The following is a 24,185-nucleotide window of genomic DNA, read 5'->3' as shown; positions in this document are numbered from 1 at the left end:
ACTGATCTAAAAGCTGAACTTCGCCGCAAGTTGGACGAGCCGTGGAGCAGCCGCACTGACGATCTGGCCGAAGTTACTGTCTTCGATCTGTCCGTCCACCGACGCAGGTCCGTAAAACTGAGTGTGATTAAAGGCGTTGAACGCCTCCACACGAAGTTCAAGTGATCTCGCCTCTGAGAGGTGAAGATCCTTTTGCAGCGTCATGTCAAAGTTATTGATTCCCGGACCGTAGAAGTTTCGGCGCTTCGCATTGCCCAACACGCCCATCTGCTCTTCTGGAAATAACGATGTGTTGAAAGCTGGACGTCCATTGCGGCCATTGGTATTGATCTTGAGCGATCCCGGCAGGTACTGCGGGGTGTCCAGCAGATAGTTGTTCGCGCCATTGCCGAGGGTGCCGAGTAGCGAGTTATCGGAGTTGTCGAACAGCGTCACTGGAAAGCCGCTGGCGAAACGTGCCGTGCCGGAGAGGCTCCAGTCTTCGGTAAGACGATTCGATCTTCGCAGGAGCGTGGCAATCGGCAGAGTCAGCGTATAGCTTCCTACAAAGTCATGCTTGAGGTCCCAAGCAGAGATAGCGCGACTCGCCCTGGGATCGATTGGATTAAGTTGCTCGCCTAGGCTAGAGCCTTGATCGATCGACTTCGCATAGGTGTAGCTGAGGAGGAACTGCGATCCGTGGTGGCTGTAACGCAGCGTGGTTTCAAGTGCGTTGTAGTTCGAGTTGGCCACGGATTTGTCGGCCGTATTCTCTCCGTAGTTCGGACCCTGGCCCACGCGAGTTCCCTGCACCGTCTGCCCGGCGCTGTTTGTGTAGGTGGAGTCTTCTCCGAACGGGCCACACCCGGGGAGGCTGAGGCATAACGCCTGATCGCCGGGATTGGCGGATACAAGCGTAAGGATGTGATGTCCCTGATTGCCGACGTCGCTCATGGTCAACAAGGTGTCCCTGCTGAGCTGCCTCTGAAGCGAGACCATGTAATTGTTGATATAAGGCACACGATTGCGATAGTAGAAAAATGGATCAGCAGAGATCGGCACAAAGTTCGCCCAGTCGACAGCGCTGTCCGGGTTTGATGCGGAGACGCTGTGTGAGGGAAAGGGGAATGGAAAGCGCTGTCCGTTGTTGACGCCGGTGGCTGCTGTGATAAACGGAGTCGCAAGCAGGGGCGGACCAGGACTGAGGTAGTTGTAGCCGAAGGGCGGAACGGAGTACATGATGCCGGCTGCTAGGCCCGGAAATGCGGTGTAGAAGATTCCGTAACTCGCCCGAATACTGCTCTGCCCGTTACCTCCGAAGATGGTCTTTAGGAACCCTTCATCAAAACGAGGAGAGTAGGCGAGGCCGACTCTGGGTGCGAAGTTCTTATAGCTGGTGGGTGCGATTGTCTTCGGAATGCCTGGATCACCGGCGACGAGAAGCCCCGTCGGCGCCCCAGGGTAGAGTGTGGACTGTTGCCCAGCCACATATGTCTGTATCTGGTTATATTTTTCCCACCACGGCATGATAACGTCCCAGCGCAGGCCAACGTTGATCGTGAGATCGCTGCGTGCGCGCCAACTGTCCTGAACGTAGAGTCCGAGATAGCGATTTCGCAGATAGAAGGGTTGACCGGAGGACTGCGTGAAGTTGCTTGGCGTGCCGATCAGGAAGTCAGCGTATGGCGAACCTGTTTCGGTGCCGTTGATATTGAAGGTGCCGTTGAAGGTGGCGTTGGGATGCTCGTTTACCTGATCGATGTGGAGCTGGCCGCCGAACTTGAGCGTGTGAGAGCCGATGGCTCTGGAGAGACCATCGCTGAGATAGAGCGTGTTATTAGCCTGCGTGAGATTCGTGATCGGCACGCCCATGGCGAACGTCGGGAAGGTAATATTCTCTACACCTTCAAACTGTGGAGCCTGCACAAAGATGCCTGGCGTGCCGGCTCCGGTGGTGAAGCCCTGCGAGGCGAGGCTGACGCCCAGACCACCCTTCGGCTGGCCGATGATATTGGCGTTGCGAAGATAGCCGAGATGGAATTCGTTGACGGTCTTCGCGCCGATGACCTTGGTGTCTCCCAGAGACAAGAGTTGGGCACGACCGATAAAGAGCGCGTCGAAGCCGGGAATGCTGGCACCGGCGACCGAGCCGGGATAAGGATTATCGAGGCTGTAATCATCAACGAAGTAGTACGCGGAGAGTTGGCCGAAGCGGCTGTTTGCGTCGATGCGAAACGAGCCTTTATCGTCGCGAACCGTTTGGGAGAACGCCGAGGTAGAAAACTGATTTGCTCCTGTGTTGGGCGATGGAATGTATTGGAGCAGATTCTTTGCAGGGGAAGACCACGCGCTCTGCGGAATAATCAAATTCGGAAAAACGCACTCGGCAGATGAGGCACAGTTGTTTGTATACATGTGCGTAGGATCGGGATCGCCCGCTACATGCTGTCCTTTGACAAAGTAATACGGCTCCCCCGCCGTCACAGCATAGCCAAGGCTCGGAGCCAGAACCTGCGTCGCCAGATAAGGACCGCTGACCGTCGTAGGAACACTGAGCTGCTGGCCGTTTACGGTCGATGTCGTGGCAAACGATGAAGCCTGATCGGAGAAGTTGCCATTGCGTTCGGCAACGGTGGGGACAGAGATATTGCCCGTCGAAATTCCTTGCGTCGTTCGCGTTCCCTGGTAATCGACGAAGAAGAAGATCTTGTCGCGTTTGATGGGGCCACCGATAGCACCGCCAAACTGATTCTGGTTGAAGGCCGAGCGAGTGGGGTCGAAGTATCCTCGCGCATCTAGATTGGTATTGCGGAAGAACTCGAATACTTTGCCGTGAAATGCGTTGCTACCAGACTTGCTGACGACAGTGATGATGCCGCCGTTATAGTTCCCATACTCAGGATCGAAGTTGTTGGTGAGCACGCGGAACTCTTCGATAGAGTCGAGATTAGGAATGATGGACGTGCCTCCATTCATGTGCTCCTGCACGTCAACTCCATTGACGACAAAGCCGTTGGAAGACTCGCGCTGGCCGTCGATGGAGAGATTTCCAGGATTGAGATCTCCCGACGGAGAGATGCCTCCCGTGACACCCGCCATGATGACGGAGTTCGGCAGAAGAGTCGAAATGGGCGCCACTCCGGGCTGAATCGCCAGCAGATCGGTATAGCTTCGTCCATTAAGCGGTAGCGCAGTCATCTGTGCTGCGGAGACGAGCTCGCCAAGATGAGTCGATGCAGTCTCGACCTGAACTCCTGTATCGCTTGTGACCGTCACGGTGTCCGACCGCGCGCCGATGGCAAGGCTGACGTCCACGCGAAGCGCAGAGTCCGTGTCTACCGTGAGGTTTGTCTCGCGCTGCGGGCTGAAGCCGTTGGCTTCGATAGTAAGTTCGTAGTGTCCGACTGGAAGATTCGGGAACGTGTAAAGTCCCTGCTTGTCTGAGAGAACTTGATACGTCGTGTGCTGTGCAGTATTGACCAGCTTCAGCGCTGCACCAGCGACCACGGCTCCGCTCTGGTCCGCCACTGAACCGGAGATACTGCCGCCAGTAGCCGCCCATAAGGAGGCAGAAAAAAAGAAAAGAACTCCAGCAAGAATCAGAAGATGTTTTTTGGGATGCGTGGTGAGAGTCTTCCAGCAACTACGGAAGACAGGTTTCAACTGGAACGGGATACTTAGAATCGTGGCCACGGATAAATCTCCTTGGCCTCGAAGAAGACGAGCGAAGACACATCAGCATCCTCCAAACAGGCAGAATACCCCTGCGACCTCGCCTCCCCCCGGAGGCGTGTGCAAATTCTTCGTGGCAGGTCTTCGGACTTACAGGCAACCTACTTGCTCAGCTTCCCAGCCAACCTCAGGCCAGTGCTATAAAGAGCGTTCGTTCCTGCATACCGCTGCGGGGCAGCTCCGGATTCACACCGGATTCCCATTTTCACCCTGAAGATACGTTCAGAGCACCATGAAGTATCTGAAATATATCACGCCTAAAAAGCTATGCGCTCCTGAGTATGATGGTGCGACGAGAGGTCGAGAGGAATATCCGTGATTAGAAAATCAAACTACGCGAAGTCAGTCAGCCTTATGGCTTGTATCTCCGTGACACTGCTGTCTGGAGTGTTCTGTCAGTCGCAACAGACAACTTCGACGCATCCGCAGACGGATTCAAGCGTCATCGGACCAGATGGAACGGCCTATATCACTCGCGTCGTTCCCGTTCCGGAGACGATCAGCCCCGAGGCCCAGAAGGTGCTCGCAAGACCACAATCCGATGCCGCCGTTCCCGAGACATTAGAGCAGCGACGAAGCAAGACCGATGAATGGCAGAATCGCACCGGCGAGGCCTTTCGCAAACTGTATCCGGTCGACGTAACGCAGCAGACGATCGCCGGCGTTCCCACTCGTGTCATCACTCCACCCGCTATTCCTGCGAACAAGAAAAACCGCATTCTAATCAACCTGCACGGCGGCGGCTTCAACTCCGACTCCGGCTCGCTGACGGAGTCAATTCCTGTCGCTTCCATGACACAGACCAAGATCATCGCGGTGCTGTATCGGCTGTCGCCGGAACACCCGTTTCCCGCTGGACTCGACGATGCTGTCGCGGTCTATCGAGAGTTGTTGAAGACCTATAAGCCAGAGAATATAGGCATCTTTGGAACCTCCGCCGGCGCGATCCTCACCGGCGAGGTCGCCGTGAAGCTCCGCCAGTCGGGGCTTCCTCTACCCAAGGCGCTCGGAATCTTCTCCGGCATGGGAGACTTCAGCAGCAATACCGACTCGCAATCCCTCTACGCTTTGAGTGGATTTTCAGGACACTTGGATCCGCCAAGTTCCACTAAACCTGGCAACACGGAATACGCAGGAAGCCTGGACTTGAAAGATCCTTCCCTATCGATCATGTACGCCGATCTACATGGTCTGCCTGCGACGCTGTTCATCACCAGCGGACGCGATATGCTTCTCAGCGGCACGACCATTCTGCATCGAGCATTCCTTCGCGACGGCGTCGACGCGCAACTGGTCGTGTTCGAAGCCTTGCCGCACGCCTTCTGGAATAATCCCAACCTGCCGGAGACGAAAGAGGCAAACCAGATCATGGCTCGCTTCTTCGACAAACAACTCGGCAAATAATCCGTGAATCAATCTCGCTGAGATAATTTGCGGCAAACCAAAAAACTGATGTTATCCCCGATGATGCTTTAGACCGTCGTGCGACGGGTGCCTAAAGCATCATCTTCATAAAGACATCGGCACGTGCATACTCCATCGCAGGCAGTCGATCCGGCGGCACATGGCTGAAGCCGACGGACTCATACAGGTGGACTGCGTTCTTTAGTTTCGTGCTGCTACCGAGAAACAAAGATCTAGCGCCCTTCTTCCTGGCCTCCGTCACCGCATACTCCAGCAGCCTGCGTCCAACTCCAAGCCCGCGCAACTCCGGCGATACCGCCATCTTGGAGAGCTCATAGACCCCGTCGCCCATGGGAATTAGCGCGACGCACCCCACAGCTCGCTCCCCTAAGTGGACCATGAATATCTCGCCGCCCGTGTGAAGAATCTTCTCCTCGGGCTGGCCGAGCACTTCCCGGTCCTTGTCCTCCAGAACGAAGTAAGCAGTGATCCACTCTTCATTCAGCCTCCTGAATGCATCCGCGTCTTCCCTGCCCCTAAACGATCGGATCGTAATCTGAGGCGGGGCCGCCACGGCCTCCTCGATATCGTTTCCCTCTGCTGCGGCTTGTTCTATAGACATCGCGCACACTCCTCCCATTCAGTCTCTCTCTAGAAGTTCATGACGTCCAATATCTTGTTAGTTCATATTATGATCTTTCAGATATGGATCAGAACATAGAGTTGCGGCATCTTCGGTACTTCGTCGCGGTCGCCGAAGAGCTGCACTTCGGCCGCGCAGCCCAACGGCTCCATCTCGCGCAGCCCCCGCTCTCGCAGCAGATCCGCAAGCTCGAAGAGATCCTCGGATACTCCCTCTTCAACCGCACCTCGCGTTCGGTAAGCCTTACCAATGCGGGCGAAGCCTTTCTTCAGAGAGCGCGCCGCACACTGCGCAACGTCCAGCGCGATATCGAAGAGACGCGCAGCATCGGCCGCGGCGAGGTCGGTTCCCTTCATATCGGCTTCGTTGGCTCAGGTATGCTCACGACCCTGCCGTCGATCTTTCGCTCCTATCGCGAGGCGCATCCACGAGTCCATCTGCATCTGCACGAGTCCTTCACCTCACGCGTAGTGGAAGGCCTGGAAAACGGCGTGCTCGATGCTGGCGTCCTGCGGGACGGCGACCTGGTCGAAGGATTGAACGTCGTTACCATCTTTTCGGAGCCTTACGTTGCAGTTCTTCCGGCCACGCATCGGCTTGCCAAGCACAAGAGCATCTCCGCTGCGGCACTACGCGACGAACCGTTCGTGTACTACCCGCGCAGCGCCGGCGACCGTGCGTTCGAGAAACCGCTGAGCATCTGTGAAGCGCAAGGGTTCCGGCCGCATATTGTGCAGGAAGCTACTCACTGGCTGACCATCATGCGCCTGATCGGTGCTGGGTTCGGAGTGTCGATCGGGCCCGCCTGTGTGAGGCGGATCACCTCCCCGGAAGTCGTATGCATTTCGCTGCGTGGAACAGAGGTCGTCAGCAATATTGAGCTCGCATGGCTGGTCGGTGAGTCGCGTCCAATCGTCAAACGCTTTGCCCAGATCGCCGAAGATGCCTCCCGGATCAAAGGGAAGTCGAATCGATCTATTGTGATCCCATGAAATTAACGTTCCGTACACGATCTACACCAAAAGCGGGATTGACCGAAACTGCGGACTCTTCAGTGTTTACATTGCCACGCGCCCCGTTATACTGAGAGTATCGGGCTATAGCGTTCTTAAACCTTCCCAGCTGGATAACCCGAACCAGCATAATGAACTCAAACCTAAAAAGACATTAAAGGAGCACCTCCCTCATGAAGCTCAAAGGAGAAAAGGCAGTTGTATGCGGTGCCGGTGGTTTCATCGGCGGCCATCTCGTTCAAAGCCTGCTTGCACAGGGCGTCGACGTCGTTCGCGCCGTCGATATCAAACCCCTTGACGAGTGGTATCAGGTCTCCAAGGGCGTCGAGAGTCTTTCGCTCGATCTAAAAGACAAAGATAGCTGCCTCAAGGCTGCGGATGGCACCACCGTCGTCTTTCAGCTAGCCGCAGATATGGGCGGCATGGGCTTCATCGAAAACAACAAGGCTCTGTGCATGCTGTCTGTGCTCACCAATACGCACATGCTGATGGCTGCCCGGGAAAAGGGTGTCGGGCGCTTCTTCTACTCCTCCTCCGCGTGCGTCTACAATGGGGACAAGCAGACCAGCCCGGACGTCGTCGCGCTGAAGGAAGAAGACGCATACCCTGCCATGCCCGAGGACGGCTACGGCTGGGAGAAGTTGTTCTCCGAGCGCATGTGCCGTCACTTCGAAGAGGACTACGGTCTGCAGTGCCGCGTCGCCCGCTACCACAACGTCTACGGTCCGCTGGGCACATGGACCGGAGGCCGCGAGAAGGCTCCCGCTGCCATCTGCCGCAAGGTGCTCGAGGCCAAGCAGTCCGGCAAGCACGAGATCGAGATCTGGGGCGACGGCAAACAGACCCGCTCCTTCATGTACATCGACGACTGCACCAAGGGCACCGCAATGATCACCGAAAGCGAGATCCACGAGCCGCTGAATCTGGGCTCCGATGAGCTGGTAACCATCAACCAGTTGGTCGACCTCGCCGAGGACATTGCAGGCGTCAAGCTGAAGCGCAACTACAATCTGGGCGCGCCGAAGGGCGTCAACGGCCGTAACAGCGACAACACGAAGATCCTGAAGGAGCTGAACTGGGAGCCGTCGATTCGTCTGCGTGAGGGCTTGGCAAAGACCTACGCATGGATCGAAGACCAGATGCTCGTCGGAGCTGCAAAGTAGTGCCAACAGCACCAAAGGCGGAGGTGGCCGGGGAATCCTCGGCCACCTCGTACCATCGCATTCTGGGCATCGACTTCTTCGACGGCTCAGCGGCGGAGGCCATTGCGATCGTTCGTAATGGTGGCCTTTTGGTGGTACCGGCAGCGCCTGCTCTCAAGGATCTCCATCGCGATCCGGACTATCGCGAATCCCTCCTCAATGCGGACCTTGTAATCACCGACTCAGCCTTCATGGTGCTCATCTGGCAGTGTCTGCAACGAAACTCCATTCAACGACTCTCCGGCCTCGAATATCTGCGCGAGCTTCTTCTCGAGCCCTGTGTCCGCGAGTCCGGCAATACGATGTGGATCATGGCCAGCCCTGCCAGTGCGAAATGCAATCTTGATTGGCTCGAACATGAGGGCATCTCGGTTCCCGAAGAGAACATTTACATGGCCCCCATGTACGGGAACGGCGCCATCTCCGATCCGCAACTGCTCGAGCGGCTCAACCGCCTGCAACCGCAGCATGTGATCGTGACCGTTGGAGGTGGAACTCAAGAGCGCCTCGGCCTATACCTGAAGCGCAATCTCGCCTACCGTCCAGCGATTCACTGCATCGGCGCCGCTATCGCATTTCTAAGCGGCGACCAGGTCTACATCCCCGTGTGGGCAGACAAGTTTTACCTCGGATGGTTCTTCCGCTCCATCTCCGATCCACGCCGCTTCGTTCCCCGCTACTGGGCTGCCCGCGAACTGCTCTCACTGATGGTGCGCTACCGCAGCCGCCTTCCCGAACTGAAAGCCTAGCACTACTGAGGCAACCCCGTCCTCCAGCCGTTGCTGGGAGACGAGGGAGCAGCCAGACCATCCGACAGTCCATACCCCTCAATCTGCAGCGCGTTCATCCACACTGCCTCGAGCGCATGGATGTAATCGACCTGAAGTTGAAACAGCGTGCGCTGCGCTATCAGCACCTGTGGGTAAGCCGCCGCCATGTTGCTGTAGTTGGCCTTGTAGAGGTCGTAGGCCTTCTGAGCACGAGGCAGCATACTAGTGCGATAGCGATCCGCCGCCATGCGAGCGGTAGTGTAGTCGCGGAACTGACTGACGACCTTACGCCGGAGATCGAGTTGCAGGCGCTGAATCTCAGCCTGGCTGCGTTCGAGCTCCGCCTTTGCCTCTTCAACATTGCCCTGGTTGCGATTGAAGATGGGAAGCTGCACGCCAACCTGAGCGCCGCTGACCACTCCGGTCCTTCCAAGTGTGGTATCGAGCGGCTCGTTGTCCTGGGAGACGTTCGCGCTGATCTGAATATCCGGGATAGGCACCTTCTTCGACTCGCGCAGAGCAGCCTGGGCACGCTCTGTCTCCTGTTGCGCATACCGGACCTGCGGGCTGCCAGTCAGCACCTTCGTCAGCCACTCCTGCTGGTCAAGTTGAGGAATGTCTTCGAGATTTCCTTCGACACGCCCCCACGTCAGGCCGGGATTACCCGTTGTCGCCGCCAACGTCTGCCACAGCGATAGATAATCCTGCTTAGCAGAATCCAGTGCGAGCCCAGCTTGCTCCGCTTCCACCTCCGCCTGAAGCACGTCTGGCCGATCCGCCTGGCCGACATTTCCAAGCTGATGCGAAGTGTCGACGGCATCGTTGGCAAGCGACAGAAGCTGTCGGCGAACCTCAACCAACCTCTGCGCTGCGAGCACCTGATAGTAGAGGCTGCGGACTGAGCTCAGAACCCGGTAGTGCTGCGCATCGACGTTCGTGACGGCCTGCAGGCGCTGCTGCTCAGCAGTCTCCTTCGCCGCGCCGAGCTTGCCTCCCAAAACAATCGTCTGGCTGACAAACGCTCCTTCTTTACCCGAGTGGTACGAGCCGCCCCGAATCTCGTCACCATAGTAGCCAACTGTCGGGTTGGGATAGAGACCAGCCTGCTTTCTGGCTCCTTCCGCAGCGCGAACGTCGGCACTCACCTGGGCAAGCGTCGGATTGTGAGCAAGCGCCATCTGTTCAAGATCCCCGAGCTTTACCATCGGCCCCGACGGCAGATCCTGCGCATCGTCTCTCTCATCTTTATTAACCTGATCGCCGCCAGACATCTGCATCCCCCGCATATCATGCTGGGAGTCGCTCTGTGGCATCTGCATACCAAGCATGTTGTTTTGCTGACCACTAGCCGACAGGGCCATCGCCAGGGGAAGAAACGACACAAGGATTCGCCGCATAACGCGAGATGTCTTAGCTGCCATGATTCCCTCCCATACCGGGCATGCCCTTCATATCGTCCATGTTGTCACTCGACCGTCTTCGTTTGAGTTCAAGGTATCGGTCGTGAAGATCCGGCGGCATCACGCGCACCAGCGTCATCATGCCTCCGCTATATCCACTCCATCCTGCGGGCAGACCCATGGTCTCCGGCTTCTCCACCATCTTGTCCATCGCCATCATGGGTCCTTCCATGTAAGCGTCCTGCGGGAAGCCGGGCACTCTATTCGCGTCCTTCGCAATCCCAAGCATGTCGGTCATGTTCATCCCCTGCATACCGTGCTCCGACAGAGCGCCGTTAGTGGTAGCGCTCTCCGCGGTCGATCCAACCCCCATGCCTCGGCCTAAACTCGGGCCACGATTGTCGGAGGTAGCACTGCCAGAACCCGTCAGCATCCCCATGCCCGACTCCATGTCCTGACCTGCCATAATGCCTGCACCAACACGGGTCATCGTGCCAACGTTCGAGGACATCTGGTTCATCATGTGATGAGGCAGGTGGCAGTGCAGCATCCAGTTCCCAGGAGTATTAGCCTCGAACTCAATGTCCTGTGCCTGCGCGACGCCCACAAGCGCCGTGTTTCGTCGGATCCACTGAGCCTCCGGCAGCCTGCCACCCTCGTTGCCTGTGATCGCGAAGGTGAAGCCATGAAGATGGACGGGGTGATGATCCATGCCGAGATTAATAAGGCGGATGCGCGCCCGCTCGCCCTGACGAACGATCATCGGCGTCGCGGCTGGACCAGCTTTACCATTGAAGGTGAGCCAGTTGTACTCCATGCTCATCGTGTTCGGCACTGTATTGTTCGGCAGAATCGCGTACTCCTGTAGGAGGATCACATGATCTCTCGCGATAGCAGGAGCGTGCGCTCGTGCGGGATGGAGGATGAACGCACCAAGCATGCCAAGCATCTCCTGCATCGCCATATGCGAGTGGTAAAAGAAAGTTCCCTCCTGATGAAGAGTGAACTCATAGACGAAGCGGCCACCGGGAGCGACCGGCTTCTGGCCGATGCCCGGTACACCATCCATCTCCTCCGGAATCTCCAGACCGTGCCAGTGAATCGAGGTCGGTTCGGGAAGATGGTTGTCGAAGACCACACGCACCCGATCTCCCTGATTCGCCTGAATAGTCGGGCCGGGGGCGCTGCCGTTGTAGCCCCAAAGATCCACGACGCGTCCAGTAAGAATCTCCTGCTTCACCGGCTCTGCTACGAGATGGAAGACCTTCACGGCCCCGTCCATAGTGAACGGAAGTGTCGCCAGATCAGGCGTGTTAACCGGGACCGGAGCGCCCTGCGGATGGAGCGTGTTGCCGTTCATACGTTCGGAGCCGAACAGCTTTGGAGCAGCTGTAAACGCTGCGCCGAGCGCAAGAGCGCTTTGGAGAAAACTTCGCCGATTACTCATGGAAACCTCGTACCTATGATTCGAGACGCTGAGCGCTGGAGGTAATGCAGACCCCAACAAGGACGCAAAGCGTCAAGGGAACCTGCGATCGATCAGAGGAGTGTTCGAGGAAGAAAGATCAGATGCGAAGGACAGCCAAAGGTCGAGGGAGATGATCGGGCGTGGCAACAAAAACGATTGGAGGCGTCGAGGTAACGAGCGCAACAAGCGTCTTCCAGAGCGGCGATTGAGAAGAGACCAGAGGCTGATCGTTGAATGATTTCAACGCAGCAGGCAGACTACAGTCTAATGCGCAATATTCATGGCTGCACACCTGTGCGGTCAACTCGCATGAAGCAGATGAGTGCAAGAGTGGATCCTGCTGCACATGCTGCCGCGAGTGACAGGACGCGGTGTGCATGTCCATCTTCTCCATCGGAGCCGACGCCGTTGCGGCAGCAGCCTGATGATGCCCAGACGCATCGGCACCGAAGCAGCATCGAACATCGCACGCCTGACCGAATGCGCTCACAGGAATGAGCACAAGTAGAAGAACGGCCGAGATGAAGAGTCTCCAGTTCATACCCTGCGTCCATTCTAGCGCGAATCTTCCAGTACTAATGATAAATTTTTATCATTAGAGAATATGTCCTGCCGGACGGGCCCACTGCTCGTGGGGAGGTCACTTCGTGACTTGTATACCCCTTCGGGTGGTCCTCCTGTTGGTCGGCGCGATGATTATTCCGACCAACGGGAGGACTTATATCGTCTGCGTGGGCTTGACAGGTATACAAGTCACGAAGTGACCTCACGCTGAGTAAGCGGCCCGTCCGGCAGGACAGAGCATATAAGATTAGGCGTGAGCACCAGTCCGAGCGCAAAAGCAACATTCATAGGAGCAGTGAAAAGACAGCCTCTGGCAGCAGTCGGCTTACTCCTGCTTGCGCTCTTTGTCATCTGTGCCGTGTTCGCTCCCTGGCTTGCCCCACAAGACCCCGCCCGCCTCGACCTCACAGGACGCCTGCTAAGCCCTACCTGGGCACACTGGTTCGGCACCGACGAACTCGGCCGGGACATCTTTTCGCGGACTCTCTTTGGCGCACGAATCTCTCTCATCGTCGCCGTAAGCGTAGTCGGACTCTCTCTCGGGATCGGACTGGTAGCAGGGCTGCTGGCCGGCTTCTACGGCGGATGGACCGACACCGTAGTGAACGTCTACGTGATGAATGCATTTCTGGCGCTGCCGGGAATTCTGCTGGCAATCGCCTTCGTCGCGTTCATGGGCCCCGGCCTCGGCAACGTAATCCTGGCACTCGCGATCTCAGGCTGGGTAGGCTACGCGCGTCTCGTCCGCGCCCAGGTGATGGCAGTCAAAGAACGTGAGTTTGTCGAAGCAGCACGCGCCCTCGGAGCCTCCGACCTGCGCCTGATGACAAGACACATCCTGCCGAATATTCTTCAGCCCCTCATCGTACAAGCCGCAATCGGAATGGCCGGAGCGGTGCTCGCCGAAGCGACGTTGAGCTTCCTTGGCCTGGGTGTTCCGCCGCCCGCTGCAAGCTGGGGTTCGATGCTCAACGACGCCCGCTCCCACCTCTTCGACTCGCCCCATCTTGTCTTCTTCCCTGCCATGGCAGTAATGCTCTGTGTGCTCTCATTCAACTTTATCGGCGATGCCCTGCGCGATTGGATGGACCCGCGCACCAGGGTAACCGCCGGTCTGTAATAGCGATTCGCCGAAGCAGTCTCCCACAACAGCCGAAGCAGCATCGCCCATTATCGGATATGCTTGGCCCTGGAGCAGAAAGGCCTGAATATGCGGAAGAGCATTGTTTCACCCTCAGCTGCGGCAGCAGTGGAGAAGCGCGAGATATGGCGCGACCTGGAGCGCATTGCACGGGTCGAGATCACCTCGGAGGACGAGCGGTTCCCCATCGAGAACGCGCTGGCCAAAGCAGCCACGACAGGCTGGAGAGCCGCAGGCACAGGCCCCCAGGTTATCCGGTTGCACTTCGACGAGCCCCAGACGATCAAACGCATCCAGCTGCACTTCGTCGATCAGGCAGCCGACCGGTCGCAGGAGTTTGCAGTGTACGCAGGCGCAGGCACGGAGCTGCGCGAAGTCGTGCGCCAGCAGTGGAGCTTCAGCCCTCACGGTTCGACCGAAGAGATCGAGGACTACACCGTAAGCCTCGACGGCGTCAGCACACTCGAGCTGCGCATCGACCCCGACCGCAGCCATGATCCCAAGCAGAGCCGCGACTATGCCTCCCTACAGAGCCTGAAGCTGGCGTAAGAAACATGTTGATCGGCGTCATCTCCGACACCCATGGCCTGCTTCGACCGGAGGCCGTCGCCGCACTTCAGGGCGTAGAGCACATCCTGCACGCCGGAGATATGGGCGATATCGCGATCCTGGATCGTCTACGTGAAATAGCTCCGGTGACAGCCATTCGTGGCAACGTCGACACCGCCGGACCATGCGCGGCACTCCCCGCCACCGACGTCGTCGAACTCGGCGAAAGATTGTTCTACCTCGTCCACTCGGTGCACGACCTGGACATCCATCCCGCAGCCGCCGGAGTCGCGATGGTCGTAAGTGGCCACTCGCATAAAGCCTCGGTCGAGGTGCGCGACGGAGTGATCTACTTCAATCCTGGCAGCGCCGGCCCAAGGCGCTTCTCTCTTCCGGTCACCGTGGGATTTGTAACCGTGGAAGACGGACTCGAAGCAACTGTGCTGGAACTCCATCTCAAATCAGAAGCAGATCAAAAGTAGTCAATCTTACTTAGGGTCGAAGTGGACCGTCTCCAGGATGCGCTGCATGCGCTTGCGTACCGCGTTCAGCTCATCTTCTGTAATATCACGAATGCCGCTGACATCACCCCCGCAGAAGCTGTTGATGACCTCGTCGAACCGGTAGCAGAGATTGTCCCTCTCGGTCGTGTAGATCTCGTCGCGCGACTCCGTGCAGATGCCCCCATGTTCCTCGTACCCGTGCGTAAAGGGGACCCCGTCGATCTGCTCCGTCGTCACAGTACGCGGAGCTCGCGCAGACGCCTGGAAGCTGCACTGCGCCGCAGTAACGTGGGAGGCAACGCTGAAGTAGAACAGCGCCCCGCTAAACGTAGACGTCGGATGTGGATTGAAATTTATATTAGCCACAGCCCGAAGCTGTGCGCTGCGAGCCGCATTGCGCGCATCCAGGCTGAAGGTGCTCACCTCGGAGTCCTTGCGCGTCAGGTTCCAAGCCATGGGCACAGTAAATGAAACCCCATAACGCGCGTCGTAGAACGGACGAGCCTTAGGCGTCGTAGGATCAGGCACCGGACCTTTAGGCCGCAGCATCGGCGGCACCTCTTCGCGCTTGGTCTGCCCCGCACCCTGCGAGGGGGTCGGCACACTCTCCGGCGCAACCTGAGCGGAAGCACCTGCAGAAAGAAGAGTCAGTGCAATGACGGCGAAAGTGCATGGCACGATGGTCTTCAATCTCATGCTTCCCTTCTCTAGATGGTGGTCATGAGCGCCTCTGCAAAGACAATTCATCGCTCCTCCACCGGCTCACAGTGCATGCATTTATGAAAGCACAGATTGCCACCAGAGACACTGCGCCGTTCGTTGTAGTGGTGCGCCACCTGCCATCCCACAGCCCTACCCACGCATACGTGGATTAGCAACCGTATAAGCGATGTCCGTGAAGAGATTCACTCCCACATACGTCAACCCCACAGCCAGGATGCACCCCTGCACCAGAGCATAGTCGCGATTGGAGATAGCCGATAGCGTCAGCCTGCCGATCCCCGGCCAACTGAAGATCGTCTCCGTAACGATCGCTCCGGCCAGCAGGCTGCCAAACTGCAAGCCAACAACAGTCAGCACCGGAATGAGAGCGTTGCGCAGCGCATGCCGATAGACCACCTGGCTCTCCGTCAGTCCCTTGGCCCGAGCCGTACGTATGTAGTCCTGGTTCAACTCCTCCAGCATCGCCGTGCGAACCATCCGCGTAAGGATTGCAGCAAGCGACAGCCCAAGCGTTACGGCAGGCAGAATGAGATGCAGAAGAAAACTCATCGGATCGCCTGCCCCCGCTCCCGACACCGGAAGCCACCCCAGTTGAATGGAGAAGAAAAGGATAAGAATCGGGCCAAGGGCAAAGTTCGGAAACGACAGTCCAACAAGAGATACAACCCCAAGCGTTCGATCCTGCCAGCGGCTCCTATGCAGCGCAGACCACACCCCGGCCGGAATCGACAACGCGACGCCGATCAGAAGAGCCGCAAGCGTAAGCGCCAGCGTGTACGGATATCGCTGCAACACCAGCCGCGTCACCGAATCGTGAAGCCGCAGAGACTGACCGAGATCCGCATGCAAAACCCCGTGCCAGTAGTGGGTGTACTGCTGGCCCAGCGGAGCGTCGAGCCCGTAGGAGTGACGCAGACTCGAAACATCAGCAGCAGTGGCACCTTCCCCCAGCATCTGGACGATCGGATCCCCCGGCACCAGATGGATCAGCAAGAAGACGACCGAGATTACCACCCAAAGCACCGGCAGCGTCACCAGGATGCGGCGTAGCGGCCTCCAAAGTGAATCTGGCCTCATTGGATAGCTTCCGGACTCTCAGCCTCGTCAGCGGCCTCTGTGGACGTAGAGGCCGTATCCTCGACCAGCACGCGGCTGATGCGATGACCAGCCATCTCCGCCACAATGTAGCGCCGCCCGTCCTGCTCGATGCTCTCCCCCACCACAGGAATATGGCCAAAATTCGCAAGCAGAAAGCCAGCCAGAGTCTCGACGCCAGTCTCCCGCGGAAACGTCCAATGCAACTGGTTGCCAAGATCGCGCAGCGTCGTGCTGCCGTCCAGCGACATCACGCCGGTCGTGCTAAGCAGCGGCGACTTGCTGATGTCGAACTCATCCTCCAGCTCCCCGACGATCTGCTCCAGCACATCCTCCGCCGTCACCAGCCCAACCGTACTTCCAAACTCGTCCACCACAATCGCAATATGACGCCGCCGCTCCTGAAACTCTTGCAGCAGCTCCACCGCAAGCTTCGTCTCAGGAACCACCGTAAGCTCGCGCATCACCTGGCGCAGCGTCAGGCTGGACTCGCCCTTGCCGCCAAGCGACAGCGCGACCGAGCGAAAGTGGATCAGCCGCGAGATGTCCTTCGAGTACACGATGCCGATGATGTGCTCCGGCCCGTTCGCGGGATCGTAGACCGGCACGCGGGAGTGCTGCTCATCCACAATGCGCGCAGAGGCCTGCTGCAGCGGCAGGTCCGCCGGCAGAGAAAAAATCTTGCCCCTGGGCGTCATAATCTCCCGAACCGTAACGTGATTCAGCTCAATCGCCCGATGAATAATCTCCTCCTGAAAGATAGGCAGGAGACCCATGCGACGCGTTGCCGTGGCGATGAGTTTCAGCTCCTCCGGGGAATGAACCGCGCCCTCGCCGCGCAGCGGAGCACGAAACAGCTTCAGCACCACCTCCGCCGACGAGTTCATCAGCTTCACCACAGGCCGCGTAATGCGAATGAAGACGTCCATGGGTCCGGCAACAGCCAGCGCGATGCGCTCCGTACGCTGCAACGCGAGTGACTTCGGCACCAGCTCGCCCAGCAGTACCTCGAAGTACGTGATGAGGGAGAACGCAAAGATAATCGCGATGGTATGAGCGTAGAGCAGCGCATGCGGCGGCAGCACATGCAGCCAACTGGAGGCAATCGCAAGGATGATCTGGACAACAGAAGGTTCGCCCACCCAGCCCAACGCAAGCCCCGCGACCGTAACCCCAAGCTGGACAGCCGGAAGAAACTCGTCGATCGAGTGCTTAAGCTTCAGGACCGTGCGCGCCCCCGGACGGCCAAGCGCGATCAACTGCTGGATGCGGGTTTCGCGTACGCTGACCAGGGCAAACTCAGCGGCAACAAAGAAACTGCTGGCCAGAATGAAGAAGGCCACCATAATCACGCGGAAGAGCATCCATTCGAGCATTAAGGCTTGAGTTTAGCAGGGTGGCGTCGCGACGAAATCACGTTAAAATGCGATGACCCGGCAAGAAGTACGCCGGGTCATCGTCTACGTAACAGTCGTTTACGCGAGAACCTTATTCACGGACTTATCAATGGTGTCCTTGGGAACAAAACCAACGATCTGCTCGGCGACCTTGCCACCCTTGAAGATAAGCAGGGCAGGAATGCCGCGGATGCCATACCGCATGGGCGTCGCGGTATTTGAGTCCACATCCATCTTCATCACCTTCAACTTGCCATGATAGTGCGTGGCAACCTCGTCAACCACCGGGGCAAGAGCGCGGCAAGGACCGCACCATGCGGCCCAAAAGTCCACAAGTACGGGCTCTTCCGACTGTAGGACATCCTTTTCAAAGTTTGCATCCGTAATCTCAGTGACGTACTGTCCTGCCATTTAACTTCCTCCAGAGTGCTCTGACCTTATACACCCATGCGGTGCAGGGCAGTCTTCACAATAATAGATGCTCGAGAGTAGCAGGAGTTTCAGAGACGAAAAGGTGCCTGAAAGAGCAAACGCCCGGACCTCTAAAAAAAGAGGTCAACGGGCGGCGTAGCAGCCCTCCCCAGAACTGCCCACATGTGTAAGGTACGGAGATTTTTGCCGAACGTAAAGAACTCTTAAGTAACAATATATAGAGTTACCTTGTTACTCTTTGTGCATATAAGCCATTACAAATGTTATATATAAAGCCTATTCCTGCATTGCGCCCGAGGAGATTCGAGTTTGGAGGATTTCCAAAATGGGATTTCCAGTTACCCTCCGGATCATATCCGTGACGGCATCGGCGTTCTTCTGCTCTGCAATCAGTAATATCGAGGGCCCAGCCCCACTCAGTGCCACCCCCAGAACTGCGGGATCTTCGGCCAACGGCAGGAGCAGAGGAAGTAAAGGGCAAGCCTCCATGCGATAGGGCTGGTGCAGCCTGTCCTGCATCGCCGTGCGCAGCAGATCGGGACGCCCTTGGCAGAACGCAGCCACAAGCAGAGCAGTCGCCTGAATATTCGCCACCGCATCCGCACGAGGATAGTTCGCCGGAAGCAACGCCCGCGCCTTTGAGGTAGCCAGACCGCCGGCAGGAAGCGCAAGCAGAAGGCTCCAATCCAGCTTCTCCCCGCAAGTTGCTGTAACAACAGAATCTTTGAACACCGAAGAGATCGTCATCCCACCCAGATAGCAGGCCGCTACATTGTCCGGATGCCCCTCCCGGCGACAGGCCTCGTCAAGAATCTGCTGCCTGCTCCAGTTCAGGTCTCCAAAGTGATTCGCCAGCAGAACCCCCGCGAGTAACGCCGAAGCGCTCGAGCCACACCCCATCCCGAGAGGTATCTCATTGTGCAGCTTCAGATGCAGCCGCCGCGCCAGGATCCCCTCCGACGCCAGCACGTCGACATAAGTCGTAAGGATCAGGTTGTCTTCGATAACACCGCACTGCTCAGCGTCACGTCCGCTGGCATCGATGTGAAATCCCTCCGCTACCGTGGCCTCGATGGTCAGGTAAAGCGCCATCGCCAGACCCAGAGCGTCGAAGCCCGGTCCAAGATTCGCGGACGTAGCCGGCAGCCGCAGCCGAAGCGGTGTCACGACAGCTTCCCCGTGCGCAGTCATACCGGCAGGGGGTGGCTCATGTGCGCCTCAAGCGTCCGAAGCACGAGGTCAGGATCAGCCTCGAGCACAATCGGCGGCTTGCGCAGCGACGCATGCCCAGCCTGATCGACCGACGTAAACTGACCCTTCTCAGCCTCCGTGAACAGCTCGTCACGATGATAGTCAATGGTGTACTGCGAGTCCTTCAGCGTATGGCCCGTAAGAATCAGCACCACGCGCTCCTCCGGGGTAACCTTCCCCAGCGCAACCAGCTTCTTCAGCCCCGCAAGCGTAACCGCGGACGCCGGCTCGCACCCCACGCCCTCCGCGCCGATCTCGGCTTTCGCCAACGCAATCTCCTGCTCCGACACCTGCTCGCACCAGCCGCCAAGCTCGTCGATCACCGCCGCCGCCTTACGCCACGAAGCTGGGTTCCCAATGCGAATCGCAGTCGCCCGCGTATCCGCCGTCACCGGAGTCATCACCCGATTCGTGTCAATAAACCAGCGATACAACGGATTCGCCCCCTCCGCCTGAATAATGCTGATCCTCGGAACCCGCGCAATCAACCCAAGCTGATGCATCTCCGTAAATCCCTTGCCCAGCGCGGCAGAGTTAGCCAGATTCCCCCCCGGTACGATGATGTGCTCCGGCACCTGCCAGTCCATCTGCTCCACCATCTCAAACGCCGGAGTCTTCTGCCCCTCCAAACGATACGGATTGACCGAATTCAGCAGATAGATCGGAAACTTCCGCACCAGCTCGCCCAGAATCTTCACGCAGCCGTCGAAGTCCGTCTTCAACTGAATCGTCAGCGCCCCATAGTCCATCGACTGCGACAGCTTGCCCCATGCAATCTTGCCCTCAGGAATAAAAACGATACTCCGCAGTCCCGCCCGTGCCGCGTACGCAGCCATCGCCGCCGAGGTATTCCCCGTCGAAGCGCACGCCACCCACTCAAAGCCACGCTGCGCCGCCACCGAAAGCGCAGCCGTCATGCCCGTATCTTTGAACGAGCCCGTCGGATTCATCCCCTGATGCTTCGCCAGCAGCCAGTCGATCCCTGCAGACTTGGCGCATCGCGGCAGATCGTACAGTGGAGTATTCCCCTCCCGCAGCGTAACCACCTTCTCCAGATCGTCCACAATCGGCAGCAGGTCGCGGAATCGCCAAACTCCCGACTGATCGACCGGCATCGTCGAGGTGCGCCGCTCCTCCCACAGATACCGAAGCGCCGACGGATTAGGCAAGCGGCTATCCTGCACCGCATCCGCGCCAGCCTTCACCGCGGACCACGGATAGACCACCTCGTAGAGCCCATTGCAGATCGGGCAGCGAAAATCGCTGCTGACAGCGTCATTTCCGGTAACGGAGGCGCACTCTGTGCATCTAAGCTGATGTGTCGCTACTTTCATTGGTTCTAACAGCCTATCGTAAAGGGCGAAATGCGTCTGCCGCCCTTGCATTCCTCACAGTCGCCATAGGACTGGCCTCCAGTGGAACCAACGCTCTCGGCCAACAGAAAGCCCAGCAAAAAGAACTGCGCATTGCAGCCGCAGCCGACCTCCAGCCCGTCCTCCCAGTACTCGCGGATCAGTACCTGAAGGCCACAGGCGTAAAGCTGATCATCAGCTTCGGCTCCTCAGCCACCCTCGCCACCCAGATCCAGAACGGCGCACCCATCGATCTCTTCATGAGCGCCGACTTCGTCACCCCGGAAAAGATCGTCGCCGCAGGACTAGCCGACGGCACCGCGCCCACCCCCTACGCCAAGGGTAGCTTGGTCCTCTGGACCCGAAAAGACTCCGGCCTCCTTCCCCTGAGCATGGAGCGCCTGACCGATCCCAAAGTCAAGACCATCGCCATCGCCAACGAGCTGCATGCGCCATACGGACGCGCCGCAGCCGACGCGCTCCGCCGCATGAAGATCTTCGATCAGGTCTCGCCGCACTTCGTCATCGGAGAGAACATTACCCAGACCGCCCAGTTCGCAGAGTCAGGCAACGCACAGCTCGGCCTCATCTCCCTGACGACGGCAAGCACCCCACACTTCAAGGAGATCGGAACCTATGTCCTGGTCCCGACCAATCTCTACAACTCCATCCAACAGTGCGCCGTGGTCATCGGCAACTCCGACCGCAAAGCCGAAGCCCACGCCTTTCTCAACTGGGTACTCTCATCCCAGGTCCAGAACGAGCTCAGCAACTTCGGACTAGGCGCAGTCCAGTAATACGCAACACCATAGTCGTCATGTCATAGACTTACGCTGTATGGACATTCAGGCACTCTGGCTGACGTTGCGCCTGGCCCTCGGAACGACCGCCATCCTGCTCGTCATCGCTCTACCCCTCGCCTGGTGGATCTCCTCCGGCCACGGCGCAGGCCGAGCCTTGGTGCAGGCCGTCGTAGCCCTCCCGCTTGTACTCCCCCCCACCGTACTGGGCTTCTATCTTTTAGTTGCAATGGGCCCGCTCACTGCCCCCGGAAGGCTGCTTACGCGGATCTTCGGACATACCCTTGCCTTCAGCTTCAGCGGCCTCCTCGTAGGCTCGGTCATCTACAGCCTGCCCTTCGCCGTACAGCCGCTCGTCGCAGGATTCAGCGCAGTCGATGCAGCCTACACCGAAGCCGCAGCCGGCCTCGGAGCCTCGCCATGGAAGACCTTCTGCACCGTCGTCCTCCCCATGACGCGGGGCTCCCTGCTCACCAGCGCCGTGCTGACCTTCACCCACACCGTAGGCGAGTTCGGCGTCGTCCTCATGCTCGGAGGAAACATCCCCGGCGCCACCCGCACGCTCTCCATCTCGCTCTACGACAACGTGCAGGACTTCAACTACGCAGCCGCCAACCGCACCGCGCTCCTCATGCTGACCGTCTCGCTCGTGGCCCTCGTCATCATCTATCTCTTGCCTGCGATCAAGAGGCTAAGCGGAAGGCAGGCCGACGTTGTCCGATAAAATCTCGCCCGAACAATCAACGTCCGAAAACCTTCTCGCCCTCACCATGAAACACCGCGTCGAAAGCCTCTCGCTCGACCTCACCTTCGCCCTCTCCAAGCCCTGGACGATTCTCTTCGGCCCATCCGGCAGCGGCAAGACCACTGTCCTGCGCACCATCGCCGGCTTCGTCCATCCGCACACCTGCACACTCATCTACGGCCCCCGCGATCGTATCCTCGTCAGCACCGAAGACCGCCTCTTCCTCCCGGCGTATCAGAGACCCATCCGCACCGCAGCCCAGGCCGCGCGCCTCTTTCCCAACCGCAACGTAAAGGACAACGTGAAGTACGGAATGGGAGGATCGTCCCACGCACAAGCCGAGCAAGAGATCCTCGAACAGATCATGCATCTCATGCGCCTCACCACCCTAGCCGACCGCCAGCCAAACGAGCTAAGCGGAGGCGAGAAGCAGAGAGTAACCGTCGCCCGCGCCGTGGCAGCCGCAGTCGCCTTCGATGGCGTCGAAAAGGCGCTCCTCCTGCTCGACGAACCGTTCGCCGGACTCGACAGCGTTCTGCGCGACGAACTCGCGATAGCCCTGAGAGACTGGCTCAGCCGCTGGAAGATCCCTGTGCTCTCCGTCTCGCACGACGTCGGGGAGTGCCACCTGCTGAACGCAGAGGTCATCCGCATGGCGGAGGGTCAGGTCATGGAGCAGGGTCCAGCAGCAACGGTCCTTGCCCAGGAACGCGAGCGGCTACTGGCTCGACTCGGCTAGCTCGCAGCCTTCAGCTACCAAGCTGAACCGGCTCCTGTTCAAGCGCGATGCCGAACCTGCTGCGAACCTCTCGTTGAATAAGATTCCGCAGCGCCGTGATATCAGCCGCAGTAGCGCCGCCCCGATTAATCAGCGCAAGCGTATGCCGGGACGAGATACCCGCCCGTCCCAACGCAAAGCCCTTCGTGAAACCAGCCCGCTCCAGCAGCCACGCCGCCGGAAGTTTGATCAACCCCGATCCACCCGGCCAGTGCGGAATCTCCCCCGGCGCAAGACTCAGATTAGCCGCAATACCGTTCAGCGTGGACCCTGGAACGATGGGGTTCTTGAAGAAAGAGCCGGCGCTGCGACAGTCCACCTCACCCTCCACGATCAACATGCCCTTGCCATGCCGTATCTCACGAACCGCATGGTAGACGTCGATGGGCGTGGGTACCTGCCCCGCAGCAATCTGACCCGCGAAGTGACGCGCAAGATCAGCGTAGGTCAGCCTCGGCGTAGCAGAGCGGTCAAATCTGAAGCTCACTTGAGTGACGATGTAGCGGTTGCGGTGTGTCGTGTTGAAGATGCTGCCGCGATAAGAGAAGCCACACGCCTCGCGCGAGAGCGTCGCAAACGCAAGACTCTCGAGATCGAGGACACGAACCTCACGAATGGTCTCGGCGACCTCCTGGCCATACGCCCCGACGTTCTGCACCGGCGTCCCCCCCACCGTGCCGGGAATCCCTGCAAGACACTCCACCCCGCTGATTCTCTGCTCGCATATCGACAGAACAAACGCATTCCAGTCCGTACCCGCCGCAACGGTCACGTCAAGATCGTTGCCTGCACTGTAGCTCCGCATTGGCGTCCGAAGGTCGATATGAATCACGAGGCCATCGAAGCCGCCGTCCTCCACCAGCAGGTTGCTTCCACCGCCCAGCACGAAGATTTTAAGGCTGCGCTGATGAGCAAAAGCCAAAGCTTCGAGCAGCTCAGCCTCGCTCGTCACCTCGCAGAAGAAACGGGCAGGACCACCGATCTGAAGCGTGGTGTAAGGGGCAAGCGAGACGGACTCCAAAATCTGTAGAGAAGTACTTGGCACCGCTTGAGAGTACAACATCGCCGACGTGCAATCCTCGTCCCGCCTCACTTGACAAAACAGACGTCCAAAACCCGTCGCCAGCTCCAGATAAACCCACCACTTCTCCCGCGATAGAAGACCAGACATACGTGAAGTCCAGAACTATCCCCTTTCGTTCTAAGACTTTGCGCACTTTAGTGCAGGAGGGGGGGGTACTTCG

The 24,185-nt window shown here is 58.4% G+C and carries 21 protein-coding genes, 1 pseudogene and 1 riboswitch; of the genes and pseudogenes, 11 read left to right on the top strand and 11 right to left on the bottom strand.

The window, feature by feature from the left end; translation table 11 throughout:
• Positions 1 to 6 precede the first annotated feature (6 nt).
• On the bottom strand, positions 7 to 3,672 hold the full coding sequence (locus GSQ82_RS13035; protein ID WP_254061630.1) for a carboxypeptidase regulatory-like domain-containing protein: 3,666 nt from the start codon (positions 3,670 to 3,672) through the stop codon (positions 7 to 9).
• A gap of 96 nt (positions 3,673 to 3,768) precedes the next feature.
• Positions 3,769 to 3,961, bottom strand: a riboswitch (cobalamin riboswitch).
• A 65-nt stretch (positions 3,962 to 4,026) separates the two neighbouring features.
• On the opposite strand from GSQ82_RS13035, the gene GSQ82_RS13030 reads away from it, so the two are divergent.
• A complete protein-coding gene (locus GSQ82_RS13030; protein WP_254061629.1) occupies positions 4,027 to 5,115 on the top strand; it encodes an alpha/beta hydrolase in 1,089 nt (362 codons plus the stop codon).
• A gap of 91 nt (positions 5,116 to 5,206) precedes the next feature.
• Here GSQ82_RS13030 and GSQ82_RS13025 read toward each other — a convergent pair whose 3' ends face one another.
• Positions 5,207 to 5,737, bottom strand: coding sequence for a GNAT family N-acetyltransferase (locus GSQ82_RS13025; protein ID WP_158792690.1), 531 nt, complete (start codon positions 5,735 to 5,737; stop codon positions 5,207 to 5,209).
• Between the two features lie 83 nt (positions 5,738 to 5,820).
• On the opposite strand from GSQ82_RS13025, the pseudogene GSQ82_RS25105 reads away from it, so the two are divergent.
• The 4 genes and pseudogenes from GSQ82_RS25105 to GSQ82_RS13010 all read left to right on the top strand — a co-directional run.
• Positions 5,821 to 5,958: pseudogene (locus tag GSQ82_RS25105) on the top strand (LysR family transcriptional regulator); the annotation flags it as partial.
• A gap of 177 nt (positions 5,959 to 6,135) precedes the next feature.
• Complete coding sequence (locus GSQ82_RS13020; protein WP_254061751.1) at positions 6,136 to 6,750, top strand: LysR family substrate-binding domain-containing protein; 615 nt, start codon at positions 6,136 to 6,138, stop codon at positions 6,748 to 6,750.
• 194 nt (positions 6,751 to 6,944) lie between these two features.
• Complete coding sequence (locus GSQ82_RS13015; RefSeq protein ID WP_158792688.1) at positions 6,945 to 7,934, top strand: NAD-dependent epimerase/dehydratase family protein; 990 nt, start codon at positions 6,945 to 6,947, stop codon at positions 7,932 to 7,934.
• On the top strand, positions 7,934 to 8,722 hold the full coding sequence (locus GSQ82_RS13010) for a WecB/TagA/CpsF family glycosyltransferase (protein WP_254061628.1): 789 nt from the start codon (positions 7,934 to 7,936) through the stop codon (positions 8,720 to 8,722). Before GSQ82_RS13015 ends, GSQ82_RS13010 begins: the two co-directional genes overlap by 1 nt.
• A gap of 2 nt (positions 8,723 to 8,724) precedes the next feature.
• Here GSQ82_RS13010 and GSQ82_RS13005 read toward each other — a convergent pair whose 3' ends face one another.
• Together GSQ82_RS13005 and GSQ82_RS13000 are read right to left on the bottom strand one after the other, a co-directional pair.
• Entirely contained in the window at positions 8,725 to 10,164 is a 1,440-nt protein-coding gene (locus GSQ82_RS13005) for a TolC family protein (protein WP_158792686.1), read from the bottom strand.
• On the bottom strand, positions 10,154 to 11,590 hold the full coding sequence (locus GSQ82_RS13000) for a multicopper oxidase family protein (RefSeq protein ID WP_158792685.1): 1,437 nt from the start codon (positions 11,588 to 11,590) through the stop codon (positions 10,154 to 10,156). The genes GSQ82_RS13005 and GSQ82_RS13000 overlap by 11 nt, the downstream gene beginning before the upstream one ends.
• A gap of 880 nt (positions 11,591 to 12,470) precedes the next feature.
• Between GSQ82_RS13000 and GSQ82_RS12995 the strand changes: the two genes are divergently transcribed.
• The 3 genes from GSQ82_RS12995 (at position 12,471) to GSQ82_RS12985 (ending at position 14,347) form a co-directional block, all read left to right on the top strand.
• Positions 12,471 to 13,295, top strand: coding sequence for an ABC transporter permease (locus GSQ82_RS12995; protein WP_158792684.1), 825 nt, complete (start codon positions 12,471 to 12,473; stop codon positions 13,293 to 13,295).
• A gap of 90 nt (positions 13,296 to 13,385) precedes the next feature.
• Positions 13,386 to 13,865 carry a carbohydrate-binding protein gene (locus GSQ82_RS12990; protein ID WP_158792683.1) on the top strand — a complete coding sequence of 160 codons (480 nt, stop codon included), beginning with the start codon at positions 13,386 to 13,388 and terminating at the stop codon, positions 13,863 to 13,865.
• A gap of 5 nt (positions 13,866 to 13,870) precedes the next feature.
• The gene (locus tag GSQ82_RS12985; RefSeq protein WP_158792682.1) at positions 13,871 to 14,347 is read left to right on the top strand and encodes a metallophosphoesterase family protein; all 477 of its coding nucleotides are present in this window, start codon (positions 13,871 to 13,873) and stop codon (positions 14,345 to 14,347) included.
• A gap of 6 nt (positions 14,348 to 14,353) precedes the next feature.
• Here GSQ82_RS12985 and GSQ82_RS12980 read toward each other — a convergent pair whose 3' ends face one another.
• The 6 genes from GSQ82_RS12980 to thrC form a co-directional block, all read right to left on the bottom strand.
• The gene (locus tag GSQ82_RS12980) at positions 14,354 to 15,064 is read right to left on the bottom strand and encodes a hypothetical protein (protein WP_158792681.1); all 711 of its coding nucleotides are present in this window, start codon (positions 15,062 to 15,064) and stop codon (positions 14,354 to 14,356) included.
• A 156-nt stretch (positions 15,065 to 15,220) separates the two neighbouring features.
• Positions 15,221 to 16,168, bottom strand: a complete 948-nt coding sequence (locus GSQ82_RS12975) for an ABC transporter permease (protein WP_158792680.1) — start codon at positions 16,166 to 16,168, stop codon at positions 15,221 to 15,223.
• Positions 16,165 to 17,562, bottom strand: a complete 1,398-nt coding sequence (locus tag GSQ82_RS12970) for a hemolysin family protein (protein ID WP_158792679.1) — start codon at positions 17,560 to 17,562, stop codon at positions 16,165 to 16,167. The genes GSQ82_RS12975 and GSQ82_RS12970 overlap by 4 nt, the downstream gene beginning before the upstream one ends.
• Before the next feature lie 99 nt (positions 17,563 to 17,661).
• Positions 17,662 to 17,994, bottom strand: a complete 333-nt coding sequence (trxA, locus tag GSQ82_RS12965; protein WP_158792678.1) for a thioredoxin — start codon at positions 17,992 to 17,994, stop codon at positions 17,662 to 17,664.
• 297 nt (positions 17,995 to 18,291) lie between these two features.
• Positions 18,292 to 19,182 carry a homoserine kinase gene (thrB, locus tag GSQ82_RS12960; RefSeq protein ID WP_254061627.1) on the bottom strand — a complete coding sequence of 297 codons (891 nt, stop codon included), beginning with the start codon at positions 19,180 to 19,182 and terminating at the stop codon, positions 18,292 to 18,294.
• A 20-nt stretch (positions 19,183 to 19,202) separates the two neighbouring features.
• Positions 19,203 to 20,600 carry a threonine synthase gene (gene thrC, locus GSQ82_RS12955; protein ID WP_158792676.1) on the bottom strand — a complete coding sequence of 466 codons (1,398 nt, stop codon included), beginning with the start codon at positions 20,598 to 20,600 and terminating at the stop codon, positions 19,203 to 19,205.
• On the opposite strand from thrC, the gene modA reads away from it, so the two are divergent.
• Genes modA through GSQ82_RS12940 form a run of 3 tightly spaced genes read left to right on the top strand, consistent with a single transcriptional unit; the run spans position 20,585 to position 22,902 of the window.
• Positions 20,585 to 21,415, top strand: a complete 831-nt coding sequence (gene modA, locus GSQ82_RS12950; protein WP_254061626.1) for a molybdate ABC transporter substrate-binding protein — start codon at positions 20,585 to 20,587, stop codon at positions 21,413 to 21,415. The two genes, thrC and modA, sit on opposite strands and share 16 nt — an antisense overlap.
• Before the next feature lie 40 nt (positions 21,416 to 21,455).
• A complete protein-coding gene (modB, locus tag GSQ82_RS12945) occupies positions 21,456 to 22,142 on the top strand; it encodes a molybdate ABC transporter permease subunit (protein WP_158792675.1) in 687 nt (228 codons plus the stop codon).
• On the top strand, positions 22,132 to 22,902 hold the full coding sequence (locus GSQ82_RS12940) for an ATP-binding cassette domain-containing protein (RefSeq protein ID WP_254061625.1): 771 nt from the start codon (positions 22,132 to 22,134) through the stop codon (positions 22,900 to 22,902). The genes modB and GSQ82_RS12940 overlap by 11 nt, the downstream gene beginning before the upstream one ends.
• Before the next feature lie 10 nt (positions 22,903 to 22,912).
• Here the strand turns inward: GSQ82_RS12940 and GSQ82_RS12935 are convergent, their stop codons facing one another.
• Positions 22,913 to 24,112: a UDP-N-acetylmuramate dehydrogenase gene (locus GSQ82_RS12935; RefSeq protein ID WP_254061624.1), complete on the bottom strand. Its 1,200-nt coding sequence runs from the start codon at positions 24,110 to 24,112 to the stop codon at positions 22,913 to 22,915.
• Positions 24,113 to 24,185: the final 73 nt, after the last annotated feature.

The sequence above is a fragment of the Granulicella sp. L60 genome (assembly GCF_009765825.1).
GTDB lineage: Bacteria > Acidobacteriota > Terriglobia > Terriglobales > Acidobacteriaceae > Edaphobacter.
The sequence above is the reverse complement of the archived record's forward strand: the minus strand, read 5'-3'. Positions and strand labels throughout refer to the sequence as shown.

What these genes read in the sequence shown, in the direction of transcription:
- GSQ82_RS13000 (WP_158792685.1), bottom strand. Translation starts at nt 11,590, where the DNA reads ATGAGTAATCGGCGAAGTTTTCTCCAAAGCGCTCTTGCGCTCGGCGCA.
- GSQ82_RS13020 (WP_254061751.1), top strand. Translation starts at nt 6,136, where the DNA reads ATGCTCACGACCCTGCCGTCGATCTTTCGCTCCTATCGCGAGGCGCAT.
- trxA (WP_158792678.1), bottom strand. Translation starts at nt 17,994, where the DNA reads ATGGCAGGACAGTACGTCACTGAGATTACGGATGCAAACTTTGAAAAG.
- GSQ82_RS12985 (WP_158792682.1), top strand. Translation starts at nt 13,871, where the DNA reads ATGTTGATCGGCGTCATCTCCGACACCCATGGCCTGCTTCGACCGGAG.
- GSQ82_RS13005 (WP_158792686.1), bottom strand. Translation starts at nt 10,164, where the DNA reads ATGGCAGCTAAGACATCTCGCGTTATGCGGCGAATCCTTGTGTCGTTT.
- GSQ82_RS13015 (WP_158792688.1), top strand. Translation starts at nt 6,945, where the DNA reads ATGAAGCTCAAAGGAGAAAAGGCAGTTGTATGCGGTGCCGGTGGTTTC.
- GSQ82_RS12980 (WP_158792681.1), bottom strand. Translation starts at nt 15,064, where the DNA reads ATGAGATTGAAGACCATCGTGCCATGCACTTTCGCCGTCATTGCACTG.
- GSQ82_RS13025 (WP_158792690.1), bottom strand. Translation starts at nt 5,737, where the DNA reads ATGTCTATAGAACAAGCCGCAGCAGAGGGAAACGATATCGAGGAGGCC.
- GSQ82_RS12970 (WP_158792679.1), bottom strand. Translation starts at nt 17,562, where the DNA reads ATGCTCGAATGGATGCTCTTCCGCGTGATTATGGTGGCCTTCTTCATT.
- GSQ82_RS12935 (WP_254061624.1), bottom strand. Translation starts at nt 24,112, where the DNA reads ATGTCTGGTCTTCTATCGCGGGAGAAGTGGTGGGTTTATCTGGAGCTG.
- GSQ82_RS12975 (WP_158792680.1), bottom strand. Translation starts at nt 16,168, where the DNA reads ATGAGGCCAGATTCACTTTGGAGGCCGCTACGCCGCATCCTGGTGACG.
- modB (WP_158792675.1), top strand. Translation starts at nt 21,456, where the DNA reads ATGGACATTCAGGCACTCTGGCTGACGTTGCGCCTGGCCCTCGGAACG.
- thrC (WP_158792676.1), bottom strand. Translation starts at nt 20,600, where the DNA reads ATGAAAGTAGCGACACATCAGCTTAGATGCACAGAGTGCGCCTCCGTT.
- GSQ82_RS12990 (WP_158792683.1), top strand. Translation starts at nt 13,386, where the DNA reads ATGCGGAAGAGCATTGTTTCACCCTCAGCTGCGGCAGCAGTGGAGAAG.